General features: G+C 42.6%; 10 protein-coding genes. 2 read left to right on the top strand and 8 right to left on the bottom strand.

The features are described 5' to 3' along the window. Nucleotides 1–277: 277 nt before the first annotated feature. The 4 genes from BM176_RS22210 to BM176_RS22195 all read right to left on the bottom strand — a co-directional run bounded on the left by BM176_RS22210 (nucleotide 278) and on the right by BM176_RS22195 (nucleotide 3,842). Entirely contained in the window at nucleotides 278–472 is a 195-nt protein-coding gene (locus tag BM176_RS22210; protein WP_090106510.1) for a hypothetical protein, read from the bottom strand. A gap of 42 nt (nucleotides 473–514) precedes the next feature. Then, a complete protein-coding gene (gene truA, locus BM176_RS22205; protein WP_090106509.1) occupies nucleotides 515–1,270 on the bottom strand; it encodes a tRNA pseudouridine(38-40) synthase TruA in 756 nt (251 codons plus the stop codon). A 366-nt stretch (nucleotides 1,271–1,636) separates the two neighbouring features. Continuing rightward, nucleotides 1,637–3,316, bottom strand: coding sequence for a DUF4476 domain-containing protein (locus BM176_RS22200; RefSeq protein WP_177230483.1), 1,680 nt, complete (start codon nucleotides 3,314–3,316; stop codon nucleotides 1,637–1,639). Nucleotides 3,317–3,341: 25 nt separating this feature from the next. Continuing rightward, nucleotides 3,342–3,842: a biotin/lipoyl-containing protein gene (locus BM176_RS22195; protein WP_090106507.1), complete on the bottom strand. Its 501-nt coding sequence runs from the start codon at nucleotides 3,840–3,842 to the stop codon at nucleotides 3,342–3,344. A 155-nt stretch (nucleotides 3,843–3,997) separates the two neighbouring features. Here BM176_RS22195 and BM176_RS22190 point away from each other — a divergent pair, with 155 nt between their 5' ends. After that, a complete protein-coding gene (locus BM176_RS22190; RefSeq protein ID WP_090106506.1) occupies nucleotides 3,998–6,538 on the top strand; it encodes a M1 family aminopeptidase in 2,541 nt (846 codons plus the stop codon). Between the two features lie 67 nt (nucleotides 6,539–6,605). Here the strand turns inward: BM176_RS22190 and BM176_RS22185 are convergent, their stop codons facing one another. From BM176_RS22185 to BM176_RS22170, 4 genes are read right to left on the bottom strand one after another with little or no spacing between them, the layout of a single operon-like run. After that, entirely contained in the window at nucleotides 6,606–8,009 is a 1,404-nt protein-coding gene (locus BM176_RS22185) for an MBL fold metallo-hydrolase (protein WP_090106505.1), read from the bottom strand. Nucleotides 8,010–8,022: 13 nt separating this feature from the next. Continuing rightward, nucleotides 8,023–8,505, bottom strand: coding sequence for a DUF4442 domain-containing protein (locus BM176_RS22180; protein ID WP_090106504.1), 483 nt, complete (start codon nucleotides 8,503–8,505; stop codon nucleotides 8,023–8,025). A 1-nt stretch (nucleotide 8,506) separates the two neighbouring features. After that, on the bottom strand, nucleotides 8,507–10,561 hold the full coding sequence (ppk1, locus tag BM176_RS22175) for a polyphosphate kinase 1 (RefSeq protein ID WP_090106503.1): 2,055 nt from the start codon (nucleotides 10,559–10,561) through the stop codon (nucleotides 8,507–8,509). A 13-nt stretch (nucleotides 10,562–10,574) separates the two neighbouring features. After that, nucleotides 10,575–11,918: a Pycsar system effector family protein gene (locus BM176_RS22170; protein ID WP_090106502.1), complete on the bottom strand. Its 1,344-nt coding sequence runs from the start codon at nucleotides 11,916–11,918 to the stop codon at nucleotides 10,575–10,577. 142 nt (nucleotides 11,919–12,060) lie between these two features. Between BM176_RS22170 and BM176_RS22165 the strand changes: the two genes are divergently transcribed. Then, a complete protein-coding gene (locus BM176_RS22165) occupies nucleotides 12,061–12,906 on the top strand; it encodes an SdiA-regulated domain-containing protein (RefSeq protein ID WP_090106501.1) in 846 nt (281 codons plus the stop codon). Nucleotides 12,907–12,912: the final 6 nt, after the last annotated feature.

The raw sequence follows: 12,912 nt of genomic DNA, 5'->3' as shown, positions 1-12,912 counted from the left end.
CTCTCGAAATTAGACGTCATTTATATCTAATGTTTTCGCTTAACATTACCTGTTTTTAATATGCTGTTGTTTCCAATCTTTCAAAGAACTTTACATTAAACCTTCGTTCAATGTTTGTTAATGTTCCGGAGCCGATCCGTGTAACTCTCAGGCTATAATCCCTGAAGTTTAACATCTGTTTTCTATTATTTTGAAGAGCTGTTTTCTGTATTCCGTTCCGCGTCGTTTGCGTTGGGGTTGCAAAGGTGTATCAATTTTTGATTACCACCAAATTTTTTTAAAGATTTTTTTCACTTTTTATTCTTTCGAAGAATCCTTCTGAATTCGTCACCAGCAAGCCTTGTAGCTCATTGATTATCATCAGGAAAAGAGAAAAAATCAGTACTTGGTAAGAGCTTTTGTCGCCGTGCTTTCTATCAAAGCGGGATGCAAAAGTAGCCGTTTTTTCGTTACTGCCAAATAAATTTCTCATAATAACAGAATAAATTTCTAAACCCCTCTGCCATAGCCACTCTTAAAGGAATAATTTATTCGCGAGTAACCCTTCGGGGTAGCCTACCTTCATCAGGAATAACCCCTGAGGAGGTACTGCAAAATCTGCATTCACACAATTCTGGCTTTCTATGGCATCCCGGAACCCCTGCATTGAAAGTTTTCCCCTCCCTACCCGCAACATTGTTCCTACCAAACCACGCACCATCCCTCTCAAAAACCGATTGGCTGTAACATTATAGACTATACGGGTACTATCCACCGTCCAGTAAGATTCCTTTATACTACATATATATGTCCTTACCTGCGTATTACGCTTAGAGAAAGTTGTAAAGTCCTGATACTCCTTCAGAATACCTGCCGCTTCCTGCAATAGATCCACATCCAGCCGGTATGGGAAAAAATACCCCCGGTCCTGTAGAAACGGATCCTTCTGCATATAAATAGTATATTCATAAGACCGGGTTAATGCTGCAAACCTGGAATGCGCATCATCAGGTACACTATATACATGGCGTAATAATATGTCAGGAGGAAGAATAGCATTCACCTTATAAATAAACTGAGGATGTAAGGGCTTCTCCAGATCAAAATGCAGAAAATTCTGTAAAGCATGTACTCCGGCATCCGTACGACTGGACCCCGTTGTTTCAATTGCTTCCCGCATCAGCGTACTCAAAGCATGGTCTATGGCCGCTTGTACCGTCTGCGCATTGTCCTGCACCTGGAAACCATTAAACTTTGTACCCTTATACGCGACCTCTATAAAATACCTCATAATCCGCGAAGGTAATTCCTAAAAACAAAAAAAGCAGAGATGTTGTATTGAGAAGTTATATATGAGTGGAGCTTCTATAGATTGTTAATGATCAATAAATACACTGCGCCTGCCTGTTTTGTTTCTTAATTGGGCATTGGGATAAGATTGTAGATTAGATCTTTATTATACTTCACCTAAACATCACGGCAGACAAGGTGTATTTATTGATCATTAACAATCGCGCGGGATCAGCACACCTACATGTACTATTTGAAAAAAAATAAAAATGGTTTCGGGACACTATTGCAGAAAAAAGGATGCATCATGTTTTGATGCATCCTTTTTTCTTTATGAAAGGCCAATATTTACTTAGGCTTACTAAATCTATTTATGTAACATGGCTTTAAACCGCCCTTTATAATAATCATCGGTCAGCACATTTTCCAATGAAGAAAAATGCTCTGAATCAGATACCTTAGGATAAGCCAGGTCAAGTAATCTGTAACGGGTTTCATTTGTGCCCAGTAATTGTACCAGCGTTTTTATCTGTGACGTTTCCAGGCAATAACCCTTTGTCTGACGGCGAAATACATCTATCATCCCATCATCATCCTTCCCTCCTACAAACTTCCGTAATACCTTCCGGAAGTTAACATCATCCAATACATTTCCACAGTCGGAATTGATCATCTTCAACGATGCAGGTCTATCTTCTGCAGACACTGCAGGTACTGCTGCTACTACCGGGGCAACTATCCCTCCTCCTTCATCTATATTTTCTGCCTGCTTCTTTTTCTTTTTGTCTTTCTTGCTTTCCTTTGGATGATCAATAGAGAGATCTGTTACGGCATACGCACTGCTGGAATCCGTAACCACATTATTCGCATGCTCCAACGTATCTATGTTATCATTCTTCTCCGCTACCTTACTACGTTTCTTCTTTTTAGAAGGTGCTACTTCAGGAGCAACAAATTCAGGCTCTGTAGCTACAACTGCAGGTGTCTGCACCTGCTTTGTACTATCGTCCATGAAATCTATAAAAGCGGGGTCATTGGTCTTCTTGTTCCTATTTTTCTTGCTTTTCTTTTCAGGAGCAGGAACTTCCTCTGGCACAGCGACTGTTACGGGAGGTACTTCTTTAGTTACGACAGGGATCGTAGTGTTATCAGCTTCCGCTACGGGAGTTGACGCTTCAGTTGCGACAGGTACAATCGTAGTGCTATCAGCTGCTGCTGCCTGGCGCTCATCTGCGATTACAGCTGCCGCCAGCTGCTGTTCTTCCGGTGTCAGGGCTTCCCGGTCACGGCGCTTTCTACGCCCTTTCTTTCCGGCAGCTGCGGATACATCACCTGTTGCAGCTGCTACAGATGAATCAACAGCGGGAACTATTGCAACTGTCTCTTCAACAGGCGCTTCATCAGGACGATCATCACTGATCACCTTATCCAACGCCTCGGCAAACTTATTACCCGCTTTTACGGGTACTGGTGGTGGAACAGGATTCACCGGACGGCTGCCAGGACCTACTGTTATATCAGATTTATTGGCGAAAGTAGAATCAAGATCTTTTTTGAGAGATGCCATTGTAGCATCTGTTGGAGCATCTGTATTAACAGGAACAGGTTCAGAGATCTCCTGACTAACTACCGGCACAACTGTGTCCTTTACAACAGCTGCCGCTACCACAGGTTCTTTCCGGATCTCCTTACCGGGTTTGATAACCGCAAAAGTCTGAAGGTTGTAAAGCGCAAATCCTTCATCTCCGCTTTTCTTAATTAGATAACCCTGATCATTACCGCCAGACAACCGTACAAGAAACTGTTGCTCAGGAATACTGCTATTAGCAAAACCTATCCGCAGAGAAGTTGTACCTGTATGCAATTTTGATATAATAAGATACCCTTTATCAGATGAGCTGAGCAGCTTACCATCATATCGAACATAAAAAGGTTGTGATCTCTCGCTTTGCAGATAAATAAAATACTCCGGATCCTGGGCTCCCATACGGAAAGAAACCGCCAGGATAACCAGGATAAATAAAACTCTTTTCAAATATTTCGCCATACCCATGTCTTAAATAAAACAAATACTATTCCAATATAACCAGCACCTCCCCCTTTTCTACTGCTGTACGCTCTGTTACCTTTACTTCTTTTACTACAGCATCGACCGTAGTCTTAAATACATTCTCCATTTTCATTGCTTCCAGGATCAATACGGGATCTCCCTTTTGGATTATCTGCCCTGGTGTAACCAGGATTTTCAGGATCAATCCCGGCATAGGAGCCTTAATATCATTGACTTTGCGTGTCATGGCATCTTTAATGCCCATCTCCGCCAGTAACTGATCTATCGGCTCTTCGATAGCCACCTCATATTCCTGCTGATCTATTACTATGGTTACCATTTTTGCTACCTTATCAACCTTCACAACCTGGGCCAGATAACTGCGCCCATCCAATACAATACTGTAATTACCTGAAGGCAATTCCAGTCCGGACCATGCTACCTGCTGCTCATTGCAGCTAAAAACTCCGCCATCAGTGCTGATAACAAACGGTGCGTCACCATTAACAATTGCCTTAATCATATCTGAACAAAAATAGTAATTTTAAATACTTAGCGTCCACAACCATTGCGAACGATCCCTAATTATAGCCAATTATCATGATTTAGCCAATATTAACAGTATGAGACATTATTATTTGTGATAATTCCTGTTAATTCGTGCCAAAATTAATCTAGATGTCTAAACCTTTTAAGCAAGTGCTGAAAAGCCTGCTGTTGGGAGGTGCTACCGGTCTGTTATTTCTTACACCGGCCATTGCTCAGCAACAGGAAAGCTCCAAACAAAATGATCCCCTGTTAAAGATCTACCGGGGCACAAGCACCAGAGTAAACGACCTGATAAACACCAAACTGGATGTTCGTTTCGATTATGCCAAAAGATACCTCTACGGAAAAGCCTGGATAACACTGAAACCCCACTTTTACGCTACAGACTCTCTGACACTGGATGCTAAAGGTATGGAAATCAAACAAATAGCCCTGATAAAAAATGGTAAAAATACTCCTCTGACATATAACTACGATAGTTCCCGTCTATATATAAAGCTGGATAAGTCCTATCAACGTACAGAGTCCTATATAATATATGCTGAATATACCGCCCGCCCGGAGCAAGTGAAAGCAGAAGGCAGCGCGGCAATTACGGATGCTAAAGGATTGTATTTCATCAATCATGATGGTGCCGAACCTAATAAACCTATCCAAATATGGACACAGGGCGAAACAGAATCCAACTCCGTATGGTTCCCGACAATAGACAGGACCGCTCAGAAAATGACTGATGAGATCAGTATGACTGTGGAAAAGAAATATGTGACCCTCTCCAACGGTAAACTGGTAAACCAGAAAGATAATGCAGACGGTACCCGCACGGATACCTGGAAGATGGAACTCCCCCATTCTCCCTACCTGGTGATGATGGCTGTAGGAGATTTCGCGATTGTAAAAGACCAATGGCGTGGTAAAGAAGTAAACTACTATGTAGAAAAACCATATGCTCAATACGCTAAAGCCATTTTTGGGAATACCCCGGAGATGCTTACTTTCTACTCAGATATTCTGGGATATGAATATCCCTGGGCTAAATATTCCCAGATAGTGGTAAGAGATTATGTATCAGGGGCGATGGAAAATACCACCGCTACCCTGCATGGTGATTTCCTACAAAAAACTGACAGGGAACTCATTGATAATAACCACTATGATGAAGCTGTAGTGGCACATGAACTGTTCCACCATTGGTTTGGTGACCTTGCTACTGCAGAATCCTGGAGCAACCTGACCCTCAACGAATCTTTTGCCGACTATAGCGAGTATCTCTGGCTGGCACATAAATACGGAAAAGATATGGCCGATGATCATGCCTACAAAGCAGCTCAAAGCTATATCCAGTCTACAGAATACTCGGGAGACAAAGATCTGGTTCGTTTTCACTACCGCGATAAAGAAGATATGTTCGATGCCGTAAGTTACCAGAAAGGTGGCCGCATTCTGAATATGCTGCGTAATGTAGTGGGGGACAGTGCGTTCTTCAAATCGCTCAATCTTTACCTGAAAACCAATGCCTTTAAACCAGCTGAAGCGCATCAGCTACGCCTTGCTTTCGAAGAAGTAACCGGCGAAGACCTGAACTGGTTCTTTAACCAATGGTACTTCGGACAGGGATATCCTGTTCTGGATATCAGCTACAATTATGATGATGCGGCCAAAAAAGCCACTGTAATCATCCAGCAGAAACAAAAGGGAGATAAAATATTCCAGCTGCCTATTGCTATAGATGTATATGCAGGTGGTAAAAAACAACGTCATCTCGTTACCATCAATGATAAGTCTGAAACGTTCACATTTGCCAGCGCAACAAAACCCAGCTTCATAAATGTGGATGCAGAAAAGGTAATCCTGGATGATAAAGACGACCACCGCGATATCAACACTTACATTTTTGAGTATGCAAATGCACCTCAATATCTGGATCGCCGTGAGGCTATTGAAGCCTGTCTGAAAGAACAAACAACAAATCCGGCTGCACGCAAAACTGTGATAGCTGCAATGAAAGATAAGTTTTACGGACTTCGGGCAATGACTATCTCAGGTTTGGACTTAGAGGATGAAAGCGTAAAAACAGCAGCTTTACCAATATTACAGGACCTGGTTAAAAATGATGAAAGCTCCTCTGTAAGAGCTGCTGCATTGAAACAACTCGGAAAACTGAATGACAAACAATTCATCCCGTTGTTTGAAGCATCTACGAAAGACCGTTCTTATGCGGCAGCTGGTGCGGCATTAGCGGCCTTGTCTCAATTGGACATTGATAAGTCGTACACCGTGGCTAAACAGATGGAAGCTGAATCCAAAGGTGCGCTGAGCAATGCTATTGCTACCATATACGCCCGGAAAGGTAATGACGGGGATGTGGCCTTCTTTGCAAAAACATTTGACGAAGCTAACGGACAAGAAAAATTTGAAGCGGCCATGCAGTATATAGGCATCCTTGCCAATGTTAATAATACCGAAACAGTGATCAAAGGATTGGATCAGATCAAAAACATGGCAAAATTGTTCAACAATAAAATGGTGAATAATTATCTGATCAAGATGCTTCAACCACTTGCTAAGAAGAAACAGGATCAGGCATCTCTGGCTACTCCAGAACTGAAAGCGGCATTAACAAAACAAAGCGATTATATCACACAGCTTGTGAATGAGTTGAATAAATAAACATTTACATTATTATCAAACTCCGTTAGAACTCCTCCTGTAGGGGTTTTCTAACGGAGTTTGTATTTTATAGAAGATTCACTACTGAATGCCTTTCAGGAATTTCAATTGCTGGAAATCCTTTTTTAAGTAGCCAGTCGCGCAGAACCTGCTGTACTTCATACTCACCATGTACCAGGAATAATTTCTTTACATCCTGAGGATGCTGACATGCTAACCACTGTCCAAGATCTTCGTAATCCCCATGTGCACTCATGGAACGGATAACGCCTATTTCTGCCTTTACTTCATGATGCGTACTATAGATAGAAACTTCCTTGGCCCCCCTCATAAGCTTGCCACCCAATGATTGTGGCTCACAATAGCCCACAATCAGGATGGTATTCCGTGGGTTATCAATATTATTGGCGATATGATGTTTTACCCGTCCTGCTTCTGCCATACCAGAAGCTGAAATGATCACACATGGTTCTTCCCGGAAGTTAAGCTGCTTGGATTCGTCTACTGTTCTGATATAATGTAAGCCGGGAAAATCAAATGGATCTTCATCTATCTCCAGCAATTTCGACACAGTTTTATTAAAAACTTCAGGATGGCTTCTTACTACTTCGGTAGCTTCCAGTGAAAGTGGGCTATCCACAAATATGTCTACCTTCGGTAACTTACCCTCCAGTTGCGCACGATTCAATGCATATAATAGTTCCTGGGTACGCCCTACACTAAATGCCGGAATGATTAATTTACCTTTCTTTTCTTTACAGGTGTGCCGTATATAATATATCAACCGGTCATCGGAAGCTTCTGCTTCTGCATGTAAAGTACTGCCGTAAGTAGATTCCATCAGGATGTAATCTGCCTGGGGAAATATATCCGGAGCACGGAGTATGGCATCATTATACCGGCCAATGTCTCCACTAAAAGAAATCTGTGTGGTCTTTCCGTTTTCAGTGATACGTAGGTGAACGGCTGCACTTCCTATAATATGTCCGGCATCAGTGAATAATATTTCCAGGTCATCATCTACCCGGAACCACGTTTTATAATTGACTGCCTTAAGGGCGCTTACACTCTTTTCTGCGTCACTGATCTTATACAAGGGTTCGATTAATGGCTGCCCTTCTTTTTGCCGTTTTTTATTGCTATATTTTACATCATCTTCCTGGATCTTTGCGGAATCCAATAACAGGATTTCTGTAAGATCGCGGGTAGCGGGCGTACAATAAATAGTTCCTTTGAATCCTTTTTTTACCAGCAGGGGAATCAGTCCGGAATGATCTATATGCGCATGAGACAGGATCATATGTGTGACCTGTGCGGCATCAAAACCAAAATTTTCATTCATGACACCCGTTTCCTTTCCCATTCCCTGGAACATACCACAATCCAATAAGATCTTTTTGCCGTTATTTAAGGTAATGAGGTGTTTCGAGCCGGTTACGGTGCGTGCCGCACCATGAAATGCTATCTTCATATCGTCGTTTAAATTATGCCTTTGCCTTAAAGGACCAGGTGATTGCGAAAGTTGCAATTACTGTACCATCCTGACTCTTTCCAGTACTGACAGCAGTAAAGGTCACTCCTTCTCCGGACATAATCGCTTCATCTATAGCGTTTGATATCGCCACCCCGTCTTCACAGGTAAACCATGTTTTACCAGTTGCTTTTTTGAGGAAGGTTGCTTCCATTCCGGTTACCAGCATAGATACCTGTTTTGGAGAAGCCGCCTGCGTATACATGATTGCCAGCAGCCCCGTGCTCATCTCTGCCGCCATACTCAGGCAGGCAAAATAAGTGGACCGGAAAGGGTTCTGAGATAACCACCTGTAAGGCACCACAGTTATACAACTTTCCTCCTTCAATTGTTTTACCCGCACTCCTGCCAGCCATGCGCTGGGTAATTTCCATAACAGGTAAAGTGAGAATTTAAGGGAATGCTGTGCAAAGCGGATAAATGCAACTTTAGTCATATCAGTTGTTTAATGCTGTTACATAGGCATGAATCGCCATCTGAGCATTTACCGGAGTGCTACCCGGCTCCTGTTTCACCGGAATGTTATACATATTTTCATCCAGCATCACGGCGTTGGTATTATCTGCCAGCTGCAAGCGGATAATCTCTTTCAGCTGTTCCTGTAAGGCCGGGTCATAAATAGGGAAACAGACTTCAATACGGCGATGAAGATTTCGGTTCATCCAGTCGGCCGATCCCATATATACCTCTTCTTCTCCATTATTATGAAATATGAATATCCTTGCGTGCTCCAGGTAACGGTCTACGATTCGCCTTATTGTAATATTACTATTTTCCGGCAAAATGCAGCAGATACTGCGTACAATCATCCGGACTTCCACACCGGCCTCACTGGCTTCATACAGTTTGGCAATCATATCCTTTTCCTGCAGGTTGTTCAGCTTAATAGTAATCCTGGCAGGTTTACCTTCCCTGGCATTAGCAATTTCCCGGTCTATCATTTCTGAGAAACGGTCTACCAGGTTAAACTGAGCTACCAATAGATGTTTAAATGGCAGATAATTATACCGGACTGGTTGCTCTCTTGTTTGCAGGTAAAGGAATAACAGTTCCAGCTCCTGCGTCATACCCCTGTGGGCAGTGAGCAGCACATGATCTGTATAGAAACGGGCGGTGCTTTCATTGAAATTTCCGGTTGCCATTAATCCTGCATAATCCCAAACATACCCACGACGCCGTTTAACCAGCGCAATCTTGGCGTGTACCTTTAGTCCGGGAATACTATAAATGATCTTAACGCCTGCCGCCTTCATCTTCTTTGCCCAGCGGATATTATTCGCTTCATCAAAACGGGCTTTCAGTTCCACGAAAACAGTTACCTGTTTGCCATTACGGGCGGCACTGATTAATGCATTGGCTATCTGTGAGCTGGCAGCAATCCTGTACAATGTGATATATATTTCCTGTACGGTAGGATCCAGAGCTGCTTCATTAAAGAAACGGAGAATATAATCATATCTCTGATAAGGAGCATGAATCAGGATATCCCTGTTCAATACTTCTTCCAGCAAACGGGGCACCGTTTCCAGTGAATGTATATTCACTGCAGGCTGACGGGGATATGTGAGCTGGGGTGACTTCACTGGCATAGGCAGATCCATCAGATCTTTCAGGTTGTGATAACGGCCTCCCCTTACCATCTCTTCCGGCAGGATCCGGAAAAATCCAGCCAGCAATTGTCTCAGCGGCAAAGGCATGGCAGCATCATACAGAAAACGGGTAGGAATGCCCAGTTCCCTTTTGGCAATCATTGTTTCTACCTGTTCAAGCACATCATTCGCCAGTTCATTCATATCTGTTTCAGCATCCCTGGTAATCTTGATACTATAACAACCATTCACTGTATAACCGGGAAAGATAAAACCGATATTCTCACGGATCACATCATCCAGCATCACAATGTAAAATACATTGTCTACAGGAGCTAATTCCGTAAAACGTGGCAGCTGATTGCTGGGAATATTAACCAGTGCATATTTCAGCATATCCGGCTCTGCCTCCGAAGAAAGAGAAACCACTACGTACAACTGGTTATTTTCCAGGAATACCTCTTCCGGTTTACTTAAATGCAGCCATAATGGTTGCAGGAAACTTAATACACGCGTCAGAAAATATTCCCGTATATCTGCCTGATGAGAGGCATGAACCGGTTCATTATAATAAAGATGAACATGATTGTTGTGTAAAGCTGGCAACAGATCCCGGGTAAGGGTTTGCCCAAATTCTCCCAGTTGCCGGCTTATTTCCTCCTGTATAGCGGGAAGTGTGCTACCTGAAATAGCATTGTTTCCTGCCGCAGCCGGATCATTGCGCAGCAGATGGTCTACTGCCAATACCGCCGGCATCCGCACACGGAAAAATTCATCCAGGTTGGAGGAAAAAATAGAGAGAAATTTGATACGCTCGTATAAAGGTACTGAAGTATCGTTAGCCATGCATAACACCCGGTAGTTGAAGGACAACCAGCTTAGATCACGGTCAAACAGCGACATATTTATCCATTTATTAGTTCTTCACCGGGAAAAAAAGTACGGCTATCATGAATGCCAGTACCGATATAACCAAACCAAACATAAACACGTTGTACGCTATACGTAGTTGTTTATATTTCTTACCCAGCACTACTCCCAGATGATAAATATCCTGGATCATGCTTGCATATACATAGTCAGTATCTTTCATCATTTCTGTCATACCCCATGTATAATCTTCAAGGGACACCTTATGAAAATTACCGAAGAATAGCAGATTGGTTTTCTTCCTGTCAATATCCTCCCGGGTAAACGTACCTGTATTAACATTGGGACGGGTAGCCAATACTGCAAAGATGATAGTGACTACTCCCGTAAGTAAGAAGATCACTGCAGGAATAATCAGGTTAGGATAATCTTCCAGTCTTCTAAACAGTACACCCAGTATCACGGATACGATAATTGAATTCACCGAGATCATGATATGTGCCTTACTGTCTGCCATAGAACTCAGGCGAATATGATTAGTAGAAGTGGTACGGAACATGGTTTCGACGCCGCGTCCCGGTTTGGGTTCCTTTTCCTTTTCCTTCTTCTTATCTTTGTTGTTTTTCTCAGGCTCTTTTACATCTCCATTTTTACGCTCGGCAATGAGCTTTTCAACAGTTGCATAAGCAGCTTCTGCATCGTCTTCTTTTGCACCTTTTTTGCCGGCAGCTACTACCACAGCCTCTACCTGTTTGGCTTCGCCCTTATTTTTTTTCCTTGCTTTCTCCAGCTGTTTTTCCAGCTTCTCTTTCAGCCGGGCAATGTTCTCTTCTATCTGCTGTTGCAGCAATGTTCTGCAATAGGCTGTATGATAATGCTGTTCTTCCAGCAGGCGAAGGGAACCTTCGGTCCATACAGCTCCGGGAATTTCCTTGCCATAGGTCAGTTCCATTTCCTGGTGCAGCAGTTTGGTTCTGTTTTTAAAGTCTTTAGTTCCCAGGTTAAACAGATCTGCATCACACACAATCTGCTCTAACAGGTTATGAGGATCCTGTGGCATTTTAGTGGCCATGATACAGTCCTTCACCTGCTGTTGTATATTTAACGGAACCTGTTGTATATTTAAGAAGTTCACTGCCAGCTCGGCTCCCTTCTCTTCATGCGTTTTTGCCTCTCCCAGAAGGTACCCAAGATCATGAAACCAGGCAGCTATATACACGATCAGCAGGTCTGTATTTTCCAACCTGTAATGTGCTGAAATCTGCTCTGCTGCTGCTACTACCTGTCTTGTGTGTTCTAGATTATGATACACCAGCTTTGGATGCGGGTGTTCCTTGTACTGTGCCGTTACATATTGTTGGGCAGCCTCTATGATTAAACCTGTTTGCATAAGCACTAGTTAAAAAAGCAATACTGATTACAGCAAGTTACTGCATTTTTAAGTTAATTTTATTTCATGAATGCTAAATACAGAGTGCTTTAATAAAACGTTCACAATTCTTTATTAAGCATCCAACACTAATTCTTTCATTATGCGCATACGTTATTTTGTTATTTTTCTCCTGTTGCTGTCCTGTAACCAGTTCAAAAACCGGCAGGATAAGAATTTCACATCTCCCAAAGGATATGATTTCCGTGAGTCCTCCCGTTTCTACGTAAGGCAATCCATGCAGGAGATTTCTGGTATTGTGCTGGCTCCCGATGAACAGCATATCCTGGCTATCAATGACGAACAGGGCAGGGTATTTTCCCTGGATATTACAGCCAATAAGCCCTATACCTCCTGGAAGTTTGACAAAAGCGGGGATTATGAAGACATTGCTACCAACGGAAAAGACTGGATGGTACTGAAAAGCAACGGGCATCTTTATGAGGTAACCGGTCTCTATTCAGACTCTACAGATGCCATCTCCTATAAATTTACCGGAGGGGGTAAACAGGAGTTTGAAACACTTTATTTTGATTCTGCCCGTAACAGCATGGTGATGATCTGCAAGAATTGTGAAGTAGATAAAGGATCAGGGAAGACAACAGCCTACGGCTTTAACATGGGTAGCATGGAATTTGATGAGAAACCTGTTTACCAGATTAATATAGAAGATATCGCAAAACTAACAGATACAAAAATCGCACAGTTCAAACCTTCTGCGGCAGCTATCCATCCTATTGAGAAAAGGTTATATATCGTTGCTGCTGTAAACAGGATGCTGGTAATCACAGATCTTAATGGCAAAGTACTGGAAGCGCACAATTTAAAGCATTCAATATTCAGACAACCGGAGGGGATTACGTTTGCTCCAAACGGAGATATGTATATATCAAATGAAGCAGCAGATGAAGCACAGGCAAATATTTTAAAATTCAAATATCACCATTGAATTTAT

It is taken from the genome of Chitinophaga sp. CF118 (genome assembly GCF_900112615.1).
In the GTDB taxonomy this organism is placed as follows: Bacteria; Bacteroidota; Bacteroidia; order Chitinophagales; family Chitinophagaceae; genus Chitinophaga.
The sequence above is the reverse complement of the archived record's forward strand: the minus strand, read 5'-3'. Positions and strand labels throughout refer to the sequence as shown.

Excerpts from the sequence above, each read along its gene's own strand:
- BM176_RS22195 (WP_090106507.1), bottom strand. The coding sequence starts at position 3,842 with ATGATTAAGGCAATTGTTAATGGTGACGCACCGTTTGTTATCAGCACT.
- BM176_RS22190 (WP_090106506.1), top strand. The coding sequence starts at position 3,998 with ATGTCTAAACCTTTTAAGCAAGTGCTGAAAAGCCTGCTGTTGGGAGGT.
- truA (WP_090106509.1), bottom strand. The coding sequence starts at position 1,270 with ATGAGGTATTTTATAGAGGTCGCGTATAAGGGTACAAAGTTTAATGGT.
- BM176_RS22165 (WP_090106501.1), top strand. The coding sequence starts at position 12,061 with ATGCGCATACGTTATTTTGTTATTTTTCTCCTGTTGCTGTCCTGTAAC.
- BM176_RS22170 (WP_090106502.1), bottom strand. The coding sequence starts at position 11,918 with ATGCAAACAGGTTTAATCATAGAGGCTGCCCAACAATATGTAACGGCA.
- BM176_RS22180 (WP_090106504.1), bottom strand. The coding sequence starts at position 8,505 with ATGACTAAAGTTGCATTTATCCGCTTTGCACAGCATTCCCTTAAATTC.
- BM176_RS22210 (WP_090106510.1), bottom strand. The coding sequence starts at position 472 with ATGAGAAATTTATTTGGCAGTAACGAAAAAACGGCTACTTTTGCATCC.
- ppk1 (WP_090106503.1), bottom strand. The coding sequence starts at position 10,561 with ATGTCGCTGTTTGACCGTGATCTAAGCTGGTTGTCCTTCAACTACCGG.
- BM176_RS22185 (WP_090106505.1), bottom strand. The coding sequence starts at position 8,009 with ATGAAGATAGCATTTCATGGTGCGGCACGCACCGTAACCGGCTCGAAA.
- BM176_RS22200 (WP_177230483.1), bottom strand. The coding sequence starts at position 3,316 with ATGGCGAAATATTTGAAAAGAGTTTTATTTATCCTGGTTATCCTGGCG.